Annotated in this window: 21 protein-coding genes; 14 read left to right on the forward strand and 7 right to left on the reverse strand. The window is 65.2% G+C overall.

Annotation, left to right across the window (positions count from 1 at the left end):
* Positions 1–26 precede the first annotated feature (26 nt).
* Together tldD and pmbA are read left to right on the forward strand one after the other, a co-directional pair.
* Positions 27–1,472, forward strand: coding sequence for a metalloprotease TldD (gene tldD / locus ECTHA_RS0109455; RefSeq protein ID WP_025282165.1), 1,446 nt, complete (start codon positions 27–29; stop codon positions 1,470–1,472).
* A 71-nt stretch (positions 1,473–1,543) separates the two neighbouring features.
* Positions 1,544–2,890: a metalloprotease PmbA gene (pmbA, locus tag ECTHA_RS0109460; RefSeq protein WP_025282164.1), complete on the forward strand. Its 1,347-nt coding sequence runs from the start codon at positions 1,544–1,546 to the stop codon at positions 2,888–2,890.
* 56 nt (positions 2,891–2,946) lie between these two features.
* Here pmbA and ECTHA_RS0109465 read toward each other — a convergent pair whose 3' ends face one another.
* Genes ECTHA_RS0109465 through purM form a run of 4 tightly spaced genes read right to left on the reverse strand, consistent with a single transcriptional unit; the run spans position 2,947 to position 6,884 of the window.
* On the reverse strand, positions 2,947–4,380 hold the full coding sequence (locus ECTHA_RS0109465) for a dihydrolipoyl dehydrogenase family protein (RefSeq protein WP_026623680.1): 1,434 nt from the start codon (positions 4,378–4,380) through the stop codon (positions 2,947–2,949).
* A 32-nt stretch (positions 4,381–4,412) separates the two neighbouring features.
* On the reverse strand, positions 4,413–5,123 hold the full coding sequence (locus ECTHA_RS17855) for a DUF3108 domain-containing protein (RefSeq protein WP_025282163.1): 711 nt from the start codon (positions 5,121–5,123) through the stop codon (positions 4,413–4,415).
* A gap of 34 nt (positions 5,124–5,157) precedes the next feature.
* A complete protein-coding gene (gene purN, locus ECTHA_RS0109475) occupies positions 5,158–5,829 on the reverse strand; it encodes a phosphoribosylglycinamide formyltransferase (protein ID WP_025282162.1) in 672 nt (223 codons plus the stop codon).
* Positions 5,829–6,884 carry a phosphoribosylformylglycinamidine cyclo-ligase gene (gene purM, locus ECTHA_RS0109480; protein WP_025282161.1) on the reverse strand — a complete coding sequence of 352 codons (1,056 nt, stop codon included), beginning with the start codon at positions 6,882–6,884 and terminating at the stop codon, positions 5,829–5,831. Before purM ends, purN begins: the two co-directional genes overlap by 1 nt.
* A gap of 200 nt (positions 6,885–7,084) precedes the next feature.
* On the opposite strand from purM, the gene ECTHA_RS0109485 reads away from it, so the two are divergent.
* Genes ECTHA_RS0109485 through hda form a run of 3 tightly spaced genes read left to right on the forward strand, consistent with a single transcriptional unit; the run spans position 7,085 to position 9,415 of the window.
* On the forward strand, positions 7,085–8,149 hold the full coding sequence (locus ECTHA_RS0109485; RefSeq protein ID WP_158407561.1) for a DUF2066 domain-containing protein: 1,065 nt from the start codon (positions 7,085–7,087) through the stop codon (positions 8,147–8,149).
* Positions 8,146–8,715 (forward strand): CDP-alcohol phosphatidyltransferase family protein, encoded by a 570-nt coding sequence (locus ECTHA_RS0109490; RefSeq protein WP_025282159.1) that lies wholly within the window; start codon positions 8,146–8,148, stop codon positions 8,713–8,715. The genes ECTHA_RS0109485 and ECTHA_RS0109490 overlap by 4 nt, the downstream gene beginning before the upstream one ends.
* 4 nt (positions 8,716–8,719) lie before the next feature.
* The gene (hda, locus tag ECTHA_RS0109495) at positions 8,720–9,415 is read left to right on the forward strand and encodes a DnaA regulatory inactivator Hda (RefSeq protein ID WP_026623681.1); all 696 of its coding nucleotides are present in this window, start codon (positions 8,720–8,722) and stop codon (positions 9,413–9,415) included.
* On the opposite strand, the gene ECTHA_RS0109500 is transcribed toward hda, so the two are convergent.
* Both ECTHA_RS0109500 and wrbA read right to left on the reverse strand, forming a co-directional pair.
* Positions 9,412–9,765 carry a DUF2069 domain-containing protein gene (locus ECTHA_RS0109500; RefSeq protein ID WP_419397966.1) on the reverse strand — a complete coding sequence of 118 codons (354 nt, stop codon included), beginning with the start codon at positions 9,763–9,765 and terminating at the stop codon, positions 9,412–9,414. The two genes, hda and ECTHA_RS0109500, sit on opposite strands and share 4 nt — an antisense overlap.
* Before the next feature lie 4 nt (positions 9,766–9,769).
* The gene (wrbA, locus tag ECTHA_RS0109505; RefSeq protein ID WP_025282156.1) at positions 9,770–10,396 is read right to left on the reverse strand and encodes an NAD(P)H:quinone oxidoreductase; all 627 of its coding nucleotides are present in this window, start codon (positions 10,394–10,396) and stop codon (positions 9,770–9,772) included.
* Positions 10,397–10,535: 139 nt separating this feature from the next.
* Here wrbA and ECTHA_RS0109510 point away from each other — a divergent pair, with 139 nt between their 5' ends.
* From ECTHA_RS0109510 to ECTHA_RS0109520, 3 genes are all read left to right on the forward strand, one after another.
* On the forward strand, positions 10,536–10,871 hold the full coding sequence (locus tag ECTHA_RS0109510; protein ID WP_238984750.1) for a DUF4398 domain-containing protein: 336 nt from the start codon (positions 10,536–10,538) through the stop codon (positions 10,869–10,871).
* 107 nt (positions 10,872–10,978) lie between these two features.
* Positions 10,979–11,566 (forward strand): LysM peptidoglycan-binding domain-containing protein, encoded by a 588-nt coding sequence (locus ECTHA_RS20380; protein ID WP_026623684.1) that lies wholly within the window; start codon positions 10,979–10,981, stop codon positions 11,564–11,566.
* Between the two features lie 124 nt (positions 11,567–11,690).
* A complete protein-coding gene (locus ECTHA_RS0109520; RefSeq protein ID WP_025282153.1) occupies positions 11,691–11,972 on the forward strand; it encodes an acylphosphatase in 282 nt (93 codons plus the stop codon).
* Between the two features lie 19 nt (positions 11,973–11,991).
* Here ECTHA_RS0109520 and ECTHA_RS0109525 read toward each other — a convergent pair whose 3' ends face one another.
* Positions 11,992–12,873: an HDOD domain-containing protein gene (locus ECTHA_RS0109525; RefSeq protein ID WP_025282152.1), complete on the reverse strand. Its 882-nt coding sequence runs from the start codon at positions 12,871–12,873 to the stop codon at positions 11,992–11,994.
* Positions 12,874–13,062: 189 nt separating this feature from the next.
* Between ECTHA_RS0109525 and ECTHA_RS0109530 the strand changes: the two genes are divergently transcribed.
* The 6 genes from ECTHA_RS0109530 to ECTHA_RS20690 all read left to right on the forward strand — a co-directional run bounded on the left by ECTHA_RS0109530 (position 13,063) and on the right by ECTHA_RS20690 (position 20,855).
* Positions 13,063–15,447, forward strand: a complete 2,385-nt coding sequence (locus tag ECTHA_RS0109530; RefSeq protein WP_244875625.1) for a DUF1631 domain-containing protein — start codon at positions 13,063–13,065, stop codon at positions 15,445–15,447.
* A 96-nt stretch (positions 15,448–15,543) separates the two neighbouring features.
* Positions 15,544–16,704 carry an ABC transporter substrate-binding protein gene (locus tag ECTHA_RS0109535; protein ID WP_238984749.1) on the forward strand — a complete coding sequence of 387 codons (1,161 nt, stop codon included), beginning with the start codon at positions 15,544–15,546 and terminating at the stop codon, positions 16,702–16,704.
* Positions 16,705–16,791: 87 nt separating this feature from the next.
* Positions 16,792–17,667: a branched-chain amino acid ABC transporter permease gene (locus tag ECTHA_RS0109540; protein WP_025282150.1), complete on the forward strand. Its 876-nt coding sequence runs from the start codon at positions 16,792–16,794 to the stop codon at positions 17,665–17,667.
* An 11-nt stretch (positions 17,668–17,678) separates the two neighbouring features.
* A complete protein-coding gene (locus ECTHA_RS0109545) occupies positions 17,679–18,680 on the forward strand; it encodes a branched-chain amino acid ABC transporter permease (RefSeq protein WP_238984748.1) in 1,002 nt (333 codons plus the stop codon).
* A 4-nt stretch (positions 18,681–18,684) separates the two neighbouring features.
* Complete coding sequence (locus tag ECTHA_RS0109550; RefSeq protein ID WP_084306897.1) at positions 18,685–19,503, forward strand: ABC transporter ATP-binding protein; 819 nt, start codon at positions 18,685–18,687, stop codon at positions 19,501–19,503.
* Positions 19,504–19,508: 5 nt separating this feature from the next.
* Positions 19,509–20,855, forward strand: coding sequence for an ATP-binding cassette domain-containing protein (locus tag ECTHA_RS20690; protein ID WP_084306899.1), 1,347 nt, complete (start codon positions 19,509–19,511; stop codon positions 20,853–20,855).
* The last annotated feature ends 20 nt before the right edge of the window (positions 20,856–20,875 follow it).

Consider the following 20,875-nt stretch of genomic DNA (forward strand, 5'->3'; position numbering starts at 1 on the left):
ATCCCAAACCCGGAAGGCCCCTATCCATGACCCAGACACTGGAAACCGCACGTCATCACCTGCTTGATCCCTCCGGCCTGACCGATTCGGATCTGGATCGGGTGCTGGGCACCCTGGCCGGTCCCGGACTGGACGGTGGCGACCTTTACTTTCAACTGGCCCGGCACGAGTCCTGGGTGCTGGAAGATGGCATCGTCAAGGAAGGGGGCTACAACATCGAGCAGGGCGTGGGCGTCCGCGCCCTGAGCGGCGACAAGACCGGGTTCGCCTACACCGACGAGATCGCCCCCGCCTCCCTGATGGAGGCGGCCCTGACCGCCCGGGCCATCGGTCGCGATCACCGGGATGGCAGCGTGCCGGTGCGGCGGGCCACCCCGGCCCATCGCCTTTACCTCCCGGTGGATCCCTTGGGCACCCTGGATGAGCAGGCCAAGATCGAACTGCTGCAGTCCCTGGATGCCGAGGCCCGTGGCCAGGATCCCCGTATCAGCCAGGTCATGGTCAGTCTTGCCGGCGTCCACGAGGTGGTCATGGTGCTCAATACGGACGGCACCCTTGCGGCGGATATTCGCCCCCTGGTGCGCATGAATGTGCACGTGATTGCCGAGGATCGGGAAGGGCGGCGGGAACAAGGTTCCAGCGGCGGCGGCGGTCGTACCGGCTATGGCTTCTTCCTGGAGAAGGAACGTGGCCTGGGCTACGCCCGCGAGGCCGCCCGCCAGGCCCTGTTGAACCTGGAAGCCGTGGACGCCCCCGCCGGCACCATGACCGTGGTGCTGGGGTCGGGCTGGCCGGGTGTGCTGCTGCATGAGGCCATTGGCCATGGCCTGGAAGGCGATTTCAACCGCAAGGGCACCTCGGCCTTCAGTGGTCGCATGGGACAGCGCGTGGCCGCCCCCGGGGTCACGGTGGTGGACGATGGCACCCTGGAAGGGCGTCGTGGATCGCTGAACGTGGACGACGAGGGTACGCCCACCCAGTCCACCACGCTGATCGAGGACGGTGTCCTCAAATGCTTCATGCAGGATCGCCTCAATGCCCGTCTCATGGGCCTGAAGCCCACCGGCAATGGTCGCCGGGAGTCCTACGCCCACCTGCCCATGCCGCGCATGACCAACACCTACATGCTGGCCGGGCCCCATGATCCGGGTGAAATCATCGCCTCCGTGGACAAGGGGCTGTATGCCGTCAACTTCGGTGGCGGCCAGGTGGACATCACCTCCGGTAAATTCGTGTTCTCCGCCTCGGAGGCCTATCTCATCGAGGGTGGCAAGCTCACCCGCCCGGTGAAAGGAGCCACCCTGATCGGCAACGGGCCCGATGTGCTCACTCGGGTGTCCATGGTGGGCAATGACCTGGATCTGGATACCGGCGTGGGCACCTGTGGCAAGGAGGGCCAGAGTGTCCCGGTGGGTGTGGGTCAGCCCACCCTGCGGGTGGATGGCCTCACGGTGGGTGGCACCAGCCACTGACCCCTCATTGTCTCAGGCTGCGCCCGATGCATTCCCTGGCAGTCTTGCACCTATCCCACAAAGGAGCCCCCATGTCGCAAACAACCACCTCGGCCCTGGACGAGAAAGATCTGGAAGCCATCGTCAGCCAGGTGCTGGACGAGGCCCGCCGCGCCGGTGCCACCAGCGCCGAGGCCGCTGCCAGCCAGGACGCCGGGCTGTCGGTCAATGTGCGCCTGGGTGAGGTGGAAACCCTGGAATACCACAAGGATCAGGGCATCGCCGTCACCGTCTACATGGGGCAGCGCAAGGGCACGGCCAGCACCTCCGATCTCAAGCCCGAGTCGCTTCGGGAGGCGGCCGAGGCAGCCTGCCGCATCGCCCGTTACACGGCCGAGGACCCCTGTGCCGGTCTGGCCGATCCGGCACTGATGGCGCAGGACTACCCGGCACTGGACCTGGACCATCCCTGGGGTCTGACGGCCGATGAGGGCATCGAGATTGCCCGTGCCTGTGAGGCGGCCGCCCGGGAGCGGGATGCGCGCATCGTCAATTCCGAGGGAGCCGGAATCAACAGTTTTCGTGGCACGGCGGTCTACGGTAATACCCACGGCTTCGTGGGCGGCTATGCCACCACCCGGCACTCCCTGAGTTGCTCGGTGCTGGCCGGTGACGATGACGGCAACATGCAGCGAGACTACTGGTACACCGTGGCCCGGCACCGGGACGCCCTGCAGGCGGCACAGGCCGTGGGCGTGGAGGCGGCCGACCGGGCCCTGCGTCGTCTGGGAGGACGTCGCCTGTCCACGCGCCGCTGCCCGGTGCTGTATTCCCCGGATGTGGCCCGCTCCGTGCTGGGTCACTTCATTGCCGCCATCCGGGGCAGCACCGTGTATCGCAAGGCCTCGTTCCTGGTGGATCGCCTGGGCGATCCGATCTTTCCGGAGTTCGTGCACATCCACGAGCAGCCGCACATCCCCCGGGCCCTGGGCAGTGCCCCTTTCGACAACGAGGGTGTGGCCACCCGGGCCCGGGATCTGGTCAGCGGCGGACGACTGGAGTCCTACGCCCTGGATACCTACGCGGCCCGCAAGCTGGGCATGCAGAGCACCGGCAATGCCGGCGGACTGCGCAACCTGACCATCGACCCCGGCCCCATGGACTTTGAGCAGCTGCTTGCCGAGATGGGCACGGGCCTGCTGGTGACGGAGTTGATTGGCCATGGCATCAACATGGTCACCGGAGACTATTCCCGGGGCGCGGCCGGGTTCTGGGTGGAGAATGGCCAGATCCAGTATCCCGTGGAAGAGATCACCGTGGCCGGCAACCTCAAGGACATGTTCCGCGACCTGCGGGCCGTGGGCTCGGACATGGACCTGCGCGGCAATGTGCGCACCGGTTCGCTGCTGATTGATGGGCTGACGGTGGCTGGGGAATAGACCCGAGCCGGTGGGGAGCCAGCACATGTGCCCATGCAGCGAGGGGCCACGCCCCGTCAGGTGGTAGAGGTTTCACTGCCGAAGATGGGTTCACGAAGCCCCCATTTGCCTGCCAGGGTCTCCACGGCGTTGAGCACTTCCTCGGCCCGGGCCGGGTGGTTGAAGCGGCCGCGGGCAATCCAGGCCAGGGCCGTTTCCCGGTCCGGCGCCAGGGAGAGCAGATGGATCAACTCCCCCGCCTGGGCGCCCGTGATCTCTCCCCCCAGCAGTGTGGCCGTGTCCATGTCGGCGATGAGCCGGACGAAGCCCGCCGTGTCATCCTGGCCCAGCGCACAGGGGGAGGTCTCGAAGGCGGCAAACCCCACGGCCGGTTCGTGGCCGGCGTCCTCCGCGGCATCCTCGTCCATGCCCAGGCGGGCCAGTTCCAGGGCACTGTAGACCACCACGGGCACCTGCCCGGGGTCCTGCTCCCGGGTGTTGCCGGTGATGATGTTTTCAATGGCCACGGTGGCGTCGGACAGGGCGTGATTGGCTGTCATCCAGGGGCTGGCCACGTCGCCGATGGCATATACGTGATCGGCGCTGGTACGCAGGTGACCGTCCCGTTGCACAAAGCCGGCATCGTCCGTCTCCACCCCGGCGGCATCCAGTGCCAGTCCCTCGGTGTGGGGCACCCGTCCCGTCCCCAGGCAGACCCAGTCCACGGTCACTGCCTCGCCGCCCTCCATCCCCAGTGTGACGCCATCGTCATGGACATCCACCGACACGAAGCTCACCCCGCTTTGCAATGTGACCCCCTGGGCCGAAAGCGCATCCCGGAGGGCGGTCAGGGCCGGGCGGCTGAAGTTCAGGCGTCGGAGCATGGGTGATCGGGCCAGCCAGGTGACCTGCTTGCCCATCTGGCTGAAGATGAAGGCAAACTCCGTGGCCACCACGCCGCTGCCGATGATGGCGACGCGGTCCCCGGGCGGTGGCGGATCATCAAACAGCATGTCGCTGGTGAGCACCCGGCCCGGCACGGCCTCAAACGGTGGGGGAACATGGCTATGGGCACCGGTGGCGATGATGATGTGACGGGCGCTGATGGCCTGTTCGCCATGCTGAGTCGTTACCACCAGGGTGTGGGCATCCTGAAAACGGGCATGGCCGGTGAGTGTGGCCACCTTCAGGTGATGCAGATATTCCTGGTAGCTGCCCCGGATGTGCTCCACCACGGCGCGCTGATGGTTCCAGGCCTGGTCCATGCGGGCCTTGAGTTCTCCCTCCAGTCCCCGGTTGGCAAAACTGGATTGCGAGGCCACCAGGCGGGCGGTGTGATACCAGTCCTTCTTGGGCACACAGCCCCGGTTGAGGCAGCAGCCGCCCCAGTCGGCCTTCTCGATGATGACCACCGACAGTCCCCGCAGGGCGCCCAGCACGGCCGCCCGATAGCCGCCGGGTCCGGAGCCGATCACTGCCAGGTCAACTTCCTTGGGTGCGTTGTCGGACATGGGGGCTCCCTGTGGGCTGGTGGGAGAGGATGTCATCGGGGACTGTCGTGCCACTCCAGGGAGCGGAGGTTGAGAACCACGCTATCGCCGTTCTGCTCCTGCTCCAGGCGCACCGGCAGGTAGTTCATGCGCGGCGCGAACCAGGTGCTGACAGTGGTATCCCTATCCTCGATCTCCCGGATCACGGGAATGGCCTCCACCCGGCCCATGGGGGTGGTGATGTTGCGCGGCTCTCCCACCGTGAAGTGATAGGTGCGAACACGGTCGCGATCCACGATGGTCTGGCTGAATTCCTTCTCGCCCCGGTGCAGCCTGTTGATCATGGCCAGTTGCAGGGCAAAACGATCCACCGCGTCGTGGGGCAGGTCCAGTTCGAAGGGCTTGTCATTGTGCATGCCCTTCACCCGATACTCCTCCCAGTCGAAACGGCTCTCGGTGAGCCGCTTGCGGCTGCCGCCGGTATGGCTGTAGAGGTACTCCTCGCTGCGCAGGCCGTCGGGCGTCATGCGCATGATGCTTTGTTCGATGATCTCGTCACTACGCACCCAGGAGAGCACGCCGGTGGGTCGCAGGCGGGCGCGGTATCGCAGGAACTGCCCCTCGCGGGTGAGGGTGATGTGTCCCACCACCGAGAGCCCCATCTTCTGGGCCTCGTACTCCGCGGTGTAGGAGGGCGGGACGAAGGGCATGGACTGGGCCGCCACCGGCAGACAGGCCAGCAACAGTACCAGGCCCAGCACCATGGCGAGCGCCGCGGCCAGGGGCCTGGGTGCCCGATCAGGCGTCCAATGGTGTGTCGGCCTCCACCTGGAGGGGGGTGTGCAGGGTTTTTTCATCAAGCCTTACCTGTCCATCTGCGAGTGTCAGCCGCCCCTGGCAGAACCAGCGCACCACCTGGGGATAAACGCGGTGTTCCTGCTGCTGTACGCGGGCGGCCAGGATGTCGGGTGTGTCATCCCTGAGCACCGGCACCCGGGCCTGTATGATCACCGGACCGCCGTCCAGTTCGGTGTTGACGAAATGAACGCTGCAGCCGTGACCTTCGACACCGTCCTTGAGCGCCCGTTCATGAGTATGCAGCCCCCGGTAGGCGGGCAGCAGCGATGGGTGGATGTTGATCAGTCGGCCCGCGTAGTGACCCACGAAGTCCGGAGTGAGCACACGCATGAAGCCGGCCAGCACCACCAGATCCGGGGCATGGGCATCGATGCCGGTCATCAGGGCGGCGTCGAAGGCCTCTCGGTCCCCATGATCCCGATGATTGATGACCTCATGGTGAATCCCTGCGCGGGCAGCCCGATCAAGGCCCGCCACGCCGGGGCGGTTGCTGATCACGGCGCGAATGCAACCGGGGATGCGGCCATCCTTCACGGCGTCGATCAGGGCCTGGAGGTTGGTGCCCGATCCCGAGATGAGCACCACGATGCCCGGCTGTGCGGCAGCGCCCATCAGCGTACCAGTTCCACGTGAGGTGCACCCTCGCCCGGGGCGATCTCACCCAGGCGCCAGCTGTTGATGCCCTCGTTCTTCAGGAGTTCCTGGGCGGCAGCAACCGCCTGGGAGGGTAGCACCACCACCATGCCGATGCCGCAGTTGAAGGTGCGCAGCATCTCCCGTTCCTCCACGCCCCCGGCCTGGCGCAGCCAGTCGAACACGGCCGGTCGTGGCCAGGCATCCGGGTTCACCCGGGCCTGGGTGCCTTCGGGCATCACCCGGGGCAGGTTTTCCAGCAGACCGCCCCCGGTGATATGGGCCAGGGCGTGCACGGGCTGGGCCTGCATCAGGGCCAGCAGGGGTTTGACATAGATCCGCGTGGGGGCCATCAGGGCCTCACCCAGGGTCACCTCGCCACAGGGGGCGTCCAGATCCGCTTCGGTCAGCTCGATCAGTCGCCGGATCAGGGAATAGCCGTTGGAATGGGGGCCGGAGGCCTCCAGGCCGAGCAGGACATCACCGGGGCCCACCTGGCTGCCGTCGATCAGACGGGACTTTTCCACGATGCCCACCGCAAACCCGGCCAGATCGTATTCTCCGTCTCCGTACATGCCCGGCATCTCGGCGGTTTCTCCACCCACCAGTGCGCAGCCTGCCAGAGCGCAGCCGTCGGCAATGCCCTTCACCACGTCGGCGGCGGTGTCCACGTCCAGGGCGCCGGTGGCGTAGTAATCCAGAAAGAACAGGGGTTCGGCCCCCTGAACGATGATGTCATTGACGCACATGCCCACCAGGTCGATCCCGATGCTGTCGTGGCGTCCCAGCTGCTGGGCCAGCTTCAGCTTGGTGCCCACGCCATCCGTGCCGGAGACCAGCACCGGTTCGCGGTAATCCTGCCAGGGGAGCTCGAACAGGGCACCAAAGCTCCCCAGGCCCGCCATCACGCCGGGGCGCCGGGTGCGCTGGGCATGGGGCTTGATGCGCTCCACAAGGGCATTGCCTGCATCGATATTGACGCCAGCATCCTGGTACCGGATGCCCTGGGCGGGTGGTTTGTCGTTCTGGGCCATGGTGCATGTCCTTGAGTGGATGGATGCCGGCTGGCGCTTGGCGGGGCAGGGCCGGCAATCGGGTCGCGAACCGGTGCCTGCCGGGTGCTGACGGGGGCTGTGATGTTAGCGACGCCGGGTGTTGCTGTAAACCGAGGCGGTGGGCCCGGCAGTTATGGTATTTTAGCCGCACAGACACCCCTAGCCCTAGTCCTGGTGCCATGAAATCAGTTGTTCAGTCCCGGCCGTTCCTATCCGTGGTTTTGGCGCTCGCCGCCCTGGCCTGGGCTCCGGTCGCGCTGGCGCTGCCCCCGGCAGGCCTGGATGAGGCCCAGGTGCCCGTGGATACCCGCGATCGGCCCGAGCGCGCCGAGGCCTTCTCCAGGGCCCTGGGTCAGGTGCTGGTCAAATATACCGGAGATCGTGCCCTGGCTGACGATGAGCGGGTGGCCGGGTTCCTGGAACAGGCCCCCCGTCATGTCCGTCAATACCGCTACCAGGAGCAACCTGACGGCAGCAATGCCCTATGGGTGCGCTTTGACACGGCCCCCCTGGAGCGTTTCCTGCGCGACAGTGGTCTGCCGGTCTGGGGACGGGACAGGCCGGCCTTGCTGGTCTGGATGCTGGTGCAGGATGATGAAGAGCGGCGCCTGGTGGGCGATCAGGATGCCGGTGAGGCACGCCACGCCATGGAGCGTGTTGCCCGCGAGCGCGGCCTGCCGTTGATCTTCCCTCTGCTGGACATGGAAGACCAGGCCCGTGTCAGCCCCGCCGATGTGGTGGGTGGGTTTGACGATTCCTTGCGCGAGGCCTCTGCCCGCTACAGCCCCGATGGCATGCTCGTGGTGCGTGTCCGTGAGCGCGGCGGCAACTGGGAGGGGCGTTTCCAACTGCATGTGGAGCAAGGCGGCGGCAGCTGGGAGATGCGGGATGGTCAACTGTCAGGCCTCATGCAGCAGGGAGTGGACCAGGTGGCGGATAATCTGAGCCGGCAGATGGTGGTCACGGGTCTGCAGCAGGACCGGGAGGGTGTGAAGGTCGTGGTGACGGGGATCGGCTCCCTGTCCGACTACCTGCGCGCCGGCCGGTACCTGTCGAATATGGCCCCGGTGAGCCGTGTGCAGCCCCAGGGCCTGGATGCTGAGCGGGCCCTGTTCCTGGTGCAGGTGCGTGGCGAGGCCAGGGATCTGGAACGGGCCGCGCGGCTGGGCTCCACCCTGGCGCCCGCATCCCTGGATGATGAAAACGAGGCCGGCGAGGCCCTTGGATTCAGGTTGCTGCGGTGAGTCTGCGTCAACTACCCAACACGATCACACTGCTGCGCATCGCCCTGACGGTGCCCATTGTCTGGGCGCTGCTGGTCGAGCAATACGGGCTGGTGCTGTGGCTGCTGCTCCTGGCCGGACTGTCCGATGCCCTGGACGGCTGGCTTGTGCGCCGCTACGGCTGGTACACCCGCCTGGGCGGATATCTGGACCCGCTGGCGGACAAGATACTGGTGGTGAGCACCTACTTCACCGTGGCCTGGACGGGGCTGCTGCCCTGGTGGCTGGTGGCCCTGGTGGTGGCCCGGGAGGTCATCATTCTCAGTGGTGCCCTGGCCTTCCGGGCGGTGACGCGCAGCCTGGAGATGCAACCGCTGTTCATCAGCAAGGTGAACACCTTCATGCAGATCGTGCTGGTCCTCTCGGTCATCGTGAGCGCGGGGGTGCTCTCCCTGCCGGCCTGGTATCTGGATGGCATGCTCCTGCTGGTGCTTTTCACCACGGTCAGCAGCGGCCTGGCCTATGTGGTGGCCTGGAGTCGCAAGGCCTTCAATCATGGCCGTGCCACCGTTGAACCCCCGCGGTGACGTCATGACCCAGCAACTGACCCTGGATGTGGCGCTGCGTGATGGCGCCACTTTCGATGTCTTTCACTCCGGTGACCATCCTTTGGGCCCGGAGGCGGTGCGTGCGGCCGCTCAGGGCACGGGGGAGCCCCAGGTGTACCTTTTCGGTGAAGCCGGCTGCGGCAAGACGCATCTGCTGGAGGCGGCCTGCCATGAGGTTTGCCGGGCGGGGGGACGGATCGCCTATCTGCCCATGGGGCTGCTGGCCGATAGTGGCCCGGGCGTCCTGGATGGCTGGGAGGGGCTGGATCTCATCGCTCTGGACGACCTGGACCGGATGCCGAGGGCGGCAGATTTCGAGCGGGCCCTGTTCGACTTCATCAATCGTCAGCGGGATGCCGGGACGCGCCTGGTGCTCGCCTCGCGCACGGCCCCGCAGTCCCTCTCCGTGGCCCTCCCGGATTTGCGATCGCGTCTGCTCTGGGGGCCGGTGTTCCAGCTCCATGAGCTCAGTGACGTCCACAAGCGTGAGGTGCTCGTGCACCGTGCCCGCCGTCGCGGTTTTGACCTGCCCCCGGACGCCTGTGACTACCTGCTGCGCCACAAGCGCCGGGATCTGACTTCACTCATGGGGCTTCTGGACCGCCTGGACAAGGCCTCGCTCCGGGACAAGCGCAAGATCACCCTGCCTTTCGTGCGCAAGGTGCTCCAGGCCGACTAGGCCTTCGCGGCCTCGCCGCGCGCGGCCTTCGCATACCCCAGGCATCCGGCGAAAAATACCAGACTCAGCACCAGCATCAGCAGCCCATACGCCTGATGCCCGCCTGTCGTGGCCATGCCTACACCGATCACCACATAGGGCAGGGCCAGCAGGCTGCTCCAGACGTGGGTCTGGGGGCGCCCGTACAGCAGCCCTCGCAAGGGGATCAGTAGTGGCCCGCCCAGCAGAAGCAGCAGCAGGGAGCGGGGGAAGTCCTCCGGGGGCGAGGCCCAGGTGGTGGCGATCACGATCAGGGCCAGCAGACCGAAGAAGCCGCCCAGGGTGAGCATGCGGTAGTTGCGCTTCGACACGATATCACCCCTTTTGATCGCCACCCTGTTTCAGGGCGAGGGCGGTGCGGGCCAGGCGGCGGCCCAGCGCATGGCAGAGTATCCGTTCGTGTTCCGTGAAGGGGTTGTCTCCCTTGGGGCCCGAGACATGACTGGGGCCGTAGGGCGTCCCGCCGGAGGTGGTCTCGGTCAGTGCGGCCTCCGAGTAGGGCACGCCGACGATGAGCATGCCATGATGCAGCAATGGGTTGATCATGCTCAGCAGGGTGGATTCCTGGCCGCCGTGCTGCGTGGCGGTGGAGGTGAATACGCCCGCCGGCTTGCCCACCAGGTCACCCGAGAACCAAAGGTTGCTGGTCTGGTCCAGAAAGTACTTGAGGGGCGCTGCCATGTTGCCAAAGCGCGTGGGCGTGCCGAAGGCTGCGCCGTCGCAGGCCTGCAGGTCTTCCATGGTGGCGTAGGGTGGGCCGTCCGCCGGGATGGCATCCTCCACGGCCTCGCAGGTGGTGGATACCGTCGGGACGGTACGCAGTCGGGCGGTGCACCCGGCCACCTCCTCAATGCCGCGCGCTACGTGGCGAGCCATCGTGGCGGTGGCGCCGTAGCGGCTGTAATAGACGACAAGGATTTCTGCCTGGGGATTGAGTGTCATGCTCACTCCTGCTGGGCCATGGGACGAACCGTATTTAAACAGTCGTCAAAGGTTTTGTCTGTAGGTGGTTGTTGCCTTGACGGTTTTGTAGTCTGATGCTAGTGTCCTCACATCTCTCACGGGAGCCTCAGACGCCATCGTGAACTCTAATCGCATGCTGCTTTTCTTTCCCCGCCCTGTCGGCCGGCGTCGCGCCATATTATACGCCCTGGCCCTGCTTGTGGGGGCCGTGCTGATGCTGTCGGGCTGTGCCACCACGCCGCCCGTTCAGGAGATGAGTGATGCCCGGCAGGCCCTGAGGGCAGCCGAGGAGGCTCGGGCCCCCGACCTTGCGGGCGACACCTATCAGCGTTCCCGAGAACTGCTGGAGCAGGCCGAAACCCGGTTGCAGCAGGGTGAGTACCGCTCAGCACGCTACAAGGCCAAGGAGGCCAAGCGTCTGGCCATTGAGGCCCGCATTCGGTCCGGGGATTGACCCCGTCGTGCGGTTCGCGTTGCGCTGCGGGATCGTCTAGAATAACAGGCATCGGGGGGCGTCCCCTTTGTCTCGCTTACCAAGATCAAAAAAGGGAGTCTGTGGCCGTGAAAACCAAAAAGAACACGATACTTTTGGCGGGCGTGGTGTCCGCGGCCCTGCTGTCGGGCTGCGCCACCGTGTCGGAGACCCCTGTAGGAACAGCCTACCTGGTGGATGCAAGTGGCGAGCATGTGAGAAGCGCCGCCGGGGACTGCTGGCGCACCGGCTACTGGACCGAAGAGCGAGCCAACGAGACCTGCGATCCGCAGCTGTTTGCCCGTGCCCCTGAGCCGGCTCCAGAGCCCACCCCCGAGCCTGCACCGCCTCCGGCCGAGCCGGAGCCGGAACCTGAGCCCAGTTTCATGTCGTATCACGTGGAGCGGGGTGATAGCCTCTGGAAAATCTCTGGCAAGAGTTCCGTGTACGGCAACCCCTACCAGTGGCCCCTGATCTACCGCGCCAACGTGGACCAGATCCGCGATGCCGACCTGATCTTCCCGGGGCAGGAGTTGCGGATCGAGCGGAATCCGGCATCGGCCGACGTGGACGAGGCGGTACGGCATGCCCGCACCCGGGGCGCCTGGCAGGTCGGCCCGGTGGAGCGCTCTGACCTGCGCTACCTGGAACAGTATGGGCTGTCTCCCAAGCGTTGATCCTGGGGGGCTTCGGGCCCGAACATGACCAATGCCGCAGTACTTGATGGAAGGGCCCGCCTTGGCGGGCCCTTCCACGTTGTGCCCACCTGTCGAAAGACAGCCGGATACGGAGTCAAACATCATGTCGCAGACCAACCACCAGACCATGCGCTGCTGGGTATCAGGCCGTGTGCAGGGCGTGTTCTTTCGGGCGTCCACCCAGGGCAAGGCACGGGAGTTGGGACTGGATGGATATGCCATGAACCTGCCGGATGGGCGGGTTGAAGTGGTGGCCCGAGGCCCGGAAGCTGCGCTGGAGTCGCTCAGGCAATGGCTGCGCCAGGGACCACCCCAGGCGAGGGTGGACAGTCTCGACTGCGAGGCCTTTGCCGGGCCGGTGGAGTCGGGGTTTCACACCCGCTGAGGTGCTGGGCCATCCTGTCTCAGGCCCTGGCCCTGGGCAGGATGACGGTGAGGATTTCCAGGAACTGGGGCGTGATCTCGTCCCAGATGTCGTCCGTGTCCTCTTCCTCCAATTTCAGTGTTGTCCAGATGCCTGGATCCACCAGGCACGCATAGCCACCATATTCACTGAAACTGCCGTGCTCGGTGCGATTGCTCAGAGCATCGGCCAGGTGCACCACCGATACCTCCAGGCTGGCCTGGTGAGCGGCGCCAGGCCGATGATGCCGCCCCACCGCTTCCTGCAGGACCGGTGGCAGGCCCCAGATGCGCAGCAGCTCCCCGCCCACGTCTGCGTGATCGAATCCCAGGACCTCCCGCTCCTGCTCCGCCAGCACCTGTTCATTGCCCCGGGAGATCATCAGGGCCTCCCGCAACTCCTCGGGATAACGGCTGTACAGCACCAGGCTGCCCACATCGTGCAGCAGGCCTGCCACGAACAGCCTCTCCGGATGCAGTACGTGGCAGCGTTGGGCCAGCGAGCGGGCCACCAGGGCAGTGAAGATGCTGTGACGCCAGAACACCGCCACATTGACCAGTTCGCAGGGCAGGCGCGAGAAAGTGTTCGTTGCGCTTACTGCCAGCGCCAGGTGATAAAGGGCGCGCGTGCCGATGATGGATATGGCCCGGGAGACCGTATCAATCCGGTTGGGCAGGCCGTACATGGCCGAGTTGGCCAGGTGCAGCACCTGGGCGCTCAGGTTGGGATCCTGTGTCACAATGGCGGCAATGCTGTTGGCCGAAGAGTGGGGCGCCTCCAGCGCCTGGCGCAGCCGGATGATGATTTCCGGCGGGGATATCAGGTGCGACACGTCCTTCAACAGGTCGCCGAGATCGAACCGCTTGTCTGAAAGGTCGCCCATGCGCTTGATTGGTCTCGAAAAAATTTGAATTTTGTCGCGTTTCCCAAGCCTAACTATGGACTATAAGACACTGAAGTCAACCGCGCCGGGAGCGGTTCCAAGCAACCCCAGGTTATCGCCATGAACGAGAAAGCCGTACACAACGTGGTCGCGTTCAAGGCCCCAGGTCAATCAAAGGCGGGGGGGCGCATGCCTATTCAGATCCTGGGCCATTGCCGGAACCTGTCTACCCGTCACGTGGAACCACTGCTGCGGGAGATGCTGGATAACGCCGACGACGCCCTCTTCAAGCTGGCGGAGAAGGCCGAGGACAATCGCTCCCAGACGGCCTATTTCGACGCCATGCGGGAGTTGCGCCGGCAGCGCTCCACCATGGAGAGCGAGTACGCCACCCAGATGGCACGGGTCTTCGATCAATGCCTGCGCGCCAGGCCCGCAGCGTCGCGGTCCCCCACCGCCGAACCGGATGAGCTCAGTCTGGTGGACGATGAGGAACTGGAGGAAAACCTGGCCATCGATGGCATGGTGGGCAAGGCGCGGCGCCTGAACGAGCATGACCTGCACGCCATTGAGCGTCGTCTGGCTGCGGTGATGGAGCGATCCCGCTTGAGCGAGGAGGATAACCCGGTGGACCCCGTGGCGTTCTGTCGGGGGTTTCGGGATGCCATGCAGGTGCTGGATGTGGATATCCGCATCCGTCTGATCATCTTCAAGCTGTTTGATCAGTTCGTGGTCTCCCGCCTGGCTCCGTTGTACCACGAGATCAATCGCTACCTGGTGGAAATGCGCATCCTCCCGGACCTGCGACACGAGAGCCGGGAAGGACGGCCCGTTTCCGAGTCTCGCAGGGATGCCCCGGAGGGCTTCGGGGACGAAGCGGAGATGGACTCGGGTGCCTATGGTGTCGACGGTGAGGATGATGAGGGCGATCTGGTGGCGCTGCTGCGGCATTGGGTAGGTCGTCGGGACGCGCAGGGGTCAATCCACCAGGGTGGACGCTCCGGGGGCATGGGTGCCGGTGTGCCCGGGGGAGGCTCCGGCACGGGCGGCGCCGCTTCGGGCCAGGGCAGGGCGGTCACGGCCGATATGGGGTCGGTGATCGCCGCCCTGTCCTCGCTGCCCTCCCGGGGGCAGATGGGCGTTGCAGGGGGTGGAGCTGCCGAACTCAAGGGTGCCGTGGTCGGTGCGTTGAACACCGGTGGAGATCAGGCCGTCGCCCTGAACGGCATGGACGAGTCGGCCATCGATATCGTCGCCATGCTGTTCGAATTCATCTTTGATGACCCGGCGCTGCCGGCTCCCATCAAGGAACTCATAGGCCGTCTGCAGATTCCCGTACTCAAGGTGGCCCTGCTGGACAAGGGCTTTTTCAGCCGCAAGCGCCACCCTGCCCGCCGCCTGCTCACGGAACTGTCCCGGGTGGGCGTGGGCTGGTCCGAGGCCGCCGATGAGGAGGAAGGCCTGCGGGTCAAGATCGAGTCCCTGGTGGAGCGCCTGCTGAATGACTTCGAGGACGATGTGGGTATCTTCGAGGAGGTTCTCGAGGATCTGCAGGATTTCTGTGCCCAGCAGGCCGAGCGGGCCGCCCAACGGGAGGAGCAGGCGGCCCTGGCCACCCAGGGTCGCGAGAATCTGCTGCTGGCCAGGGGCGTTGCGGACGAGGCCATCGAGCGGGTGATCGATGGACGTACCCTGCCCGAACCCATCGAGCATCTGTTGCGCCACACCTGGAAGGAATTGCTGGTGCTGATCTACCTCAGAAACGGTCAGCACAGCCAATTGTGGCAGAAGGCCTTGAACGTGGCCTCACTGCTGGTGTGGAGTCTCATCCCCAAGGAGCGGCAGGACGAAAGAGATCAACTCACGGGTCTGTTGCCCTCCTTGCTCAAGGCCCTCCAGGACGGTATGGCCCGCATGTCCCGGCCGCCGGAGGAACAGCAGGAAGTCATGGCCCTGCTGGCTCGGGAACACACGCGCATGGTGAAGACGCCGATGCCTGCCGGGGATGCCGCTGCGGTGGCGCCCGACCTGGAGGAGATGGCGGCGACACCCTCCACCCGCAAGCAGGCTGTCGACCCCGCGCCAACCAGCGGGGAGGCGAAGCCTGCCGCGGATCCGCTTCTTCAGTCACCGGCCCGCGAGACCCCGGCCGAGGGCGCGGCGGCGGATATCCATGATGGTCGTTCCTTCATGGCTCGCAAGGTAGCGGAAATCAACCAGCTGATCTCCGAAGGGCGCTTCAGCGTGCCGGGTCAGAGCACCCCGGAGGCGTCCGAAGGCGAGGGCGCTGGAGATGATTCCGTGGAGGATCTGCATCTGATGACCGCCCGGGAACTGGCCGAGGGTACCTGGCTGGAACTGTTGGATGCGGAGAACCAGCCCGAGCGGATCAAGTTGTCCTGGAAAAGCCTCATCAGCGGCAAGTACTTCTTTGTGAATCGTCAGGGTCTGAAGGTCCGTGAGATGACTTCCCACGCCCTGGCCGCCGAGTTCCGCGCCGGTCGGGCGCGAATCATCGAGGATGTACCGGTCTTCGATCGGGCCATCGAGACCCTCCTGTCCAGCCTGAAATAGGGGTGCTCGGGCGGCGCCCCTAGCCACCTATGACAAATTTGTGGTTTTATTAGCGGGTTTTTCCATCTGGCCACCCCCCACAGACTGGAGTACCCGGTGAACAAGAAGAGCTTGCTGCGCGGCATGGCCGCTGTCACGACCCTCCTTGCCCTGGCCCTTGCCGGGCCCGCCCCGGCCTCCGAAGATCCGATACGCATCGGCGCCTTCGTCTCCGCCACCGGTCCCGCATCCTTCCTGGGTGACCCGGAACTCAAGACCCTGGAGATGTATGTGGAGCGCATCAATGAGGCGGGCGGGGTGCTGGGTCGGCCTCTGCAACTCATCCATTATGATGATGGTGGCAGTGCCTCCGAGGCCCGCAACTTCGCCAATCGTCTGCTCCGCCGCGATCGCGTGGACGTGCTCATCGGCGGCAGTACCACCGGCACCACCATGGCCGCCGTGCCCCTGGCCGAGCGGGCCCGCACACCGATGATTTCCATGGCCGGCGCCCTCACCATTGTCGAACCCGTGCGTCCCTGGGTGTTCAAGACCCCGCAGTCGGATCGCATGGCGGCGGAGCGTGTCCTGAGCGACATGCAGGCGCGCGGCATCACGCGCATCGGCCTGATCTCCGGCACCGACGGGTTTGGTCGTTCCGGTCGGGAACAGACCCTGGAAGTGGTGGAACAGTTCGGGATCCAGGTGGTGGCGGATCAGACCTACGGCCCCCAGGATACGGACATGACTTCACAGCTCACCCGTATCCGCAACACCGAGGGCGTTGAGGCGGTATTCAATTTCGGTTTTGGTCAGGGTCCGGCCATTGTCACGCGCAACTATGCCCACCTGGGCATTGATCTGCCTTTGTACCAGTCCCACGGCGTGGCCTCCGACCGCTTCCTGGATCTGGCCGGACCGGCCGCCGAAGGGGTGCGCCTGCCTGCCTCCGCGCTTCTGGTGCCTGATGCATTGCCGGATGACGACCCGCAGAAGCCGGTGGTGCAGGGTTACAAGGAGGCCTACGAGGAGCGCTGGAATACTTCCGTGTCCACCTTTGGCGGTTACGCCTACGATGCCCTGCACCTGGCCGTTCACGCCATCGAGCAGGCGGGCAGTACCGACCCCGCGGCCATTCGCGAAGCCCTGGAATCGATCCAGGATTTCGTCGGAGTGACCGGTGTCTTCAACATGACGCCGGAGGATCACAACGGTCTTGAGCCGGAATCCTTCCGTTTGCTGGAGGTTCGCGATGGTCGCTGGGCGTTGATCGACTGAACCCCGTGTCCCTCAGTGCATGGGCGCCCGGGTGACTCCTGACCCGGGTGTTCCATATGACCCTTGTTAGCCTGCCTCGAGTCCCGCATGTTTGCCGAGTTCCTACAGTACCTGTTCGCTGGCGTCACCACCGGTGCCATCTATGCCCTGGTGGCCCTGGGGTTCACCCTGGTGTACAACGCCAGCCATGTGATCAACTTTGCCCAGGGCGAGTTCATCATGATCGGTGGCATGGCCACCCTGGCCTTCATGGCCATGGGGCTGCCCATGCCTCTGGCCATTGCCATGGCGATCCTCCTGGCGGCGGTGCTGGGCGCGCTCCTGCATCGGCTCGCCATCGCCACGGCCCGGCAGGCGGATGTGGTCACCCTGATCATCATCACCATCGGTGCTGCCATCTTCCTCAGGGGCATCGCCCAGGTGATCTGGGGCAAGGAGTACCATGCCCTGCCTTCCTTCAGTGAGCGGGCATCCATCGAGGTGATGGGGGCGGTGATGTACACCCAGAGCCTGTGGGTGCTGGGCATTGCCACCGTCCTGGTGCTGGTGCTGGCCCTGTTCTTCAAGCGCACCTTGCTGGGCAAGGCCATCCTGGCCACCTGCATGAACAAGCAGGCCGCCCGTCTCATGGGGGTGCGCATCCAGTTTGTGGTGATGCTGGCCTTCACCCTGGCGGCCATTCTTGGCGCCGTGGCCGGCGCGGTGGCCGCGCCCATCACGCTGACCTCCTACGACATTGGCATCATGCTGGGCCTCAAGGGGTTCGTGGCCGCGGCCATCGGCGGGTTGGGCAGCGGCGTGGGTGCCGTGGTGGGCGGTCTGCTGCTGGGTATTGCCGAGGCCATGACCGCCGGTTACATCTCCTCCGATTACAAGGACGCGGTGGCCTTTTTGCTCATCCTGGTGATCCTGCTGTTCATGCCCCGTGGACTGTTCGGTAGCCGTGTGGCGGAGCGGGTGTGATGCGTTTGTCCATGCCTTCTAAGATGCCGGGTCTGCCGGTGCTGGTGCTTGTCCTGCTGCTGGTGCCCATCATTCTGAACGACGAGTTCTATCTGGATATCGCCACCCAGATGGCCCTGATCGCGGCCACCGTGGTGGGGCTCAACCTTTTGGTGGGCTATGCAGGACAGGTGAGTCTGGGGCACGCGGCCTTCTTTGCCATGGGGGCCTACGGCAGTGCCATTCTCACGGGTACCTACGGCTGGACGCCGGTGCCGGCCCTGCTGTGCGCGGCCTTGCTGGTGGCCACCCTGGCCTGGCTGGTGGGGCGCCCCATCCTGCGCCTGAAGGGGCATTATCTATCCATGGCCACCCTGGGCCTGGGCATCATCATCGCCATCGTCATCAACAACGAGGGCTGGCTCACCGGAGGGCCCGATGGGATTCCGGTTCAACCCCTGTCGCTGATGGGCTTTGAACTGAGCATCTTCGATGAATACCACCTCTTCGGGCTGGTCATCTCGGGTACCCATGCCTGGTATGCCCTGGCTGGGGTCCTGCTCGTGCTGGCGGTGTGGATTGCGCAGAATCTGATCGACTCCCCCATCGGCCGGGCCCTGCGCGCAGTGCATGGCTCCGAGGTGGCGGCCCGCACCGTGGGGGTGGATACCAGTCACTACAAGCTGCTGATCTTCGTGATCTCGGCGGTGTATGCCAGCGTCATGGGGAGTTTTTTCGCCCACTACACCGGCTTCATCACACCGCAGCTGGCCACCTTCGAACACTCCATCGAGCTGATCACCATGGTGGTGCTGGGGGGGATGGGGTCCACCTATGGGGTGATCATCGGGGCCGTCCTGCTATTGCTGCTGCCCCAGTTGCTTACCGACTTTCACGAGTACGAGATGATGATGTTCGGCCTCATCCTGATGCTCACCATGATCTTCATGCCCAAGGGTTTGCTGCCCACCCTGAGCGCCCTGGTAAAACGTCATTGGCCGGCGGGTGTCCGGTCGTCGGGTCCGGAGGGGTGAGCGCATGAATGCCGTATTGTCACAGAATGCGTCCGCCGAGCCTGATGCGGGCAACGTCAGGCGTGCCGGTGCAGATCTGGCGGTGCTATCTTTGAGCAAGGCCTTCGGCGGCGTGCATGCGGTGGAGGACCTTAGCTTTCATATTCGTGCCGGCACCATCCATTCCGTGATCGGCCCCAACGGGGCAGGCAAGACCACCCTGTTCAATCTGATCACCGGTCTTTACCAACCGGATCAGGGGGAGGTGCTGCTCAACGGACAATCGGTACAGGGCATGCCCCCTGAGCGCCTGGCCCGGCTCGGCATGTCCCGCACCTTTCAGAACCTGCAAATCTGCATGAATATGTCTGCGGTGGAAAATGTCATGCTGGGCCGGCATCTTCACCTCAAGCGCAACTTTCTCGCCGCCTTGCTGCGCTGGCCCTCCCTGCGGCGCAGCGAGCGGGCCTGCCGGGAGCAGGCGCGGGAGTTGCTGTGCTTCGTGGGTTGCGAGGCTTACCTGGAGGCAGAGGCCTCGGCCATGCCTTATGGTGCCCTCAAGCGCCTGGAGATCGCCCGGGCACTGGCCACGGAGCCGGGCATCCTGCTGCTGGATGAGCCGGCAGCGGGCCTGAACAGCGCCGAAACCGCCGCCCTGGAGCGCCTGATCCAGCGCGTTGCCGATCAGGGGGTGACCGTGGTGCTGGTGGAGCATGACATGAAGCTGGTCATGGCTGTCTCCGATCAGGTGCTGGTGCTGGATTACGGCCGCAAGCTGGCAGAGGGGACGCCGCAGGAAGTACGCCACAATCCCGATGTCATTGCCGCCTACCTGGGGGGGTGAGGGCCATGAACGAGCCGAACAAGACCGCCAGTCAGCGAGCCACGGGCACGATCTCCGAGGAGCACCTGAACCTGTGGCGCATCATCCTGCTGCTGGAACGCCTGCAACAGGACATGGATCAGCAGGGCACCGAGCCGGACGAGGTGCTGATCAATGCCATCCTGGATTATTTCGAGCATTACTCGGAGCGGGTGCAGAGCCGTCCCAACGAGATCCTGCTTTTCGAGCGCCTGCGGGCCCGGGCGGGTGGGGGTTTCGAGGAGCTGGATGAGCTGGAGGCGGATTATCTGACGGCCCACGACGCCCTGCAGCACCTGCGCGTGCTGCTGCACCGCTGTGTGGAGCACTGGCCCGAGGGGCGCGATGAGCTGTGTGCGGCCCTGGACCGATTCAGTCATACCCTGCGCCGGCACATCCTGCTGGAAGAGCAGATCCTCATACCCCAGGCCCTGAAGGTGCTCAACGAGGCGGACTGGACGGCCATCGCCGAGGCCCGGGACCAGTACAATGATCCCCTGTTCGGTGAGCGGGTGCGGGAGGAGTTCCGCGACCTGCGCCACTGCATCATCAACCTGGCGCCGGAGCACGTGGGGGGGCTGGGGATCAGTCATCCCACCCGCCTGGAGGCTCCACCGGATCGCCACGAGATGCTGGCCATCCAGGGTCTGGTGTCCTCCTATGGGCGCATCCAGGTGCTGCACGAAGTGGACCTGACCATCCGGCGTGGTGAGATTGTCTCCCTGGTGGGGGCCAATGGCGCTGGCAAGAGCACCCTGCTGATGACCCTTTCCGGGCTGCAGCCGGTGGACGCCGGGCGCATGACCTACGAGGGGGAGGATCTGCGCCGCTGGCCTTCACACCGCCGCGTGGCGCAGGGCATCGTCCAGGTCCCGGAGGGCCGGCAGGTCTTTCGTGACATGACGGTGCACGACAACCTGCTCATGGGGGCCTACACCCGCGGGCATGGCAAGGAGGTGGATCAGGATCTGGAACGGGTGTACGGGCGCTTTCCCATCCTGCGCCAGAAGCAGCGTCAACTGGCGGGCACGCTTTCCGGTGGTCAGCAGCAAATGCTGGTAATTGGTCGCGCCCTCATGGCCCGGCCTCGACTGCTGTTGCTGGATGAGCCCAGCATGGGGCTGGCGCCGCTGGTGGTGGAGGAGATCTTCGATATCATCCGGGAACTCAACCAGGAGGGGATCACCATCTTCCTGGTGGAGCAGAACGCCGCCCAGGCGTTGTCGGTGTCCCATCGGGGCTATGTGCTGGAGGCAGGGAAGGTGGTCCTGGAAGGGCGGGGTGAGGAGTTGCTGGAGAACGAACAGGTGAGGGCAGCCTACCTGGGGATCTGACGCCCGTCCCCCGGGCCGCG

It is taken from the genome of Ectothiorhodospira haloalkaliphila ATCC 51935 (assembly GCF_000633935.1).
Classification (GTDB): Bacteria; Pseudomonadota; Gammaproteobacteria; order Ectothiorhodospirales; family Ectothiorhodospiraceae; genus Ectothiorhodospira; species Ectothiorhodospira haloalkaliphila.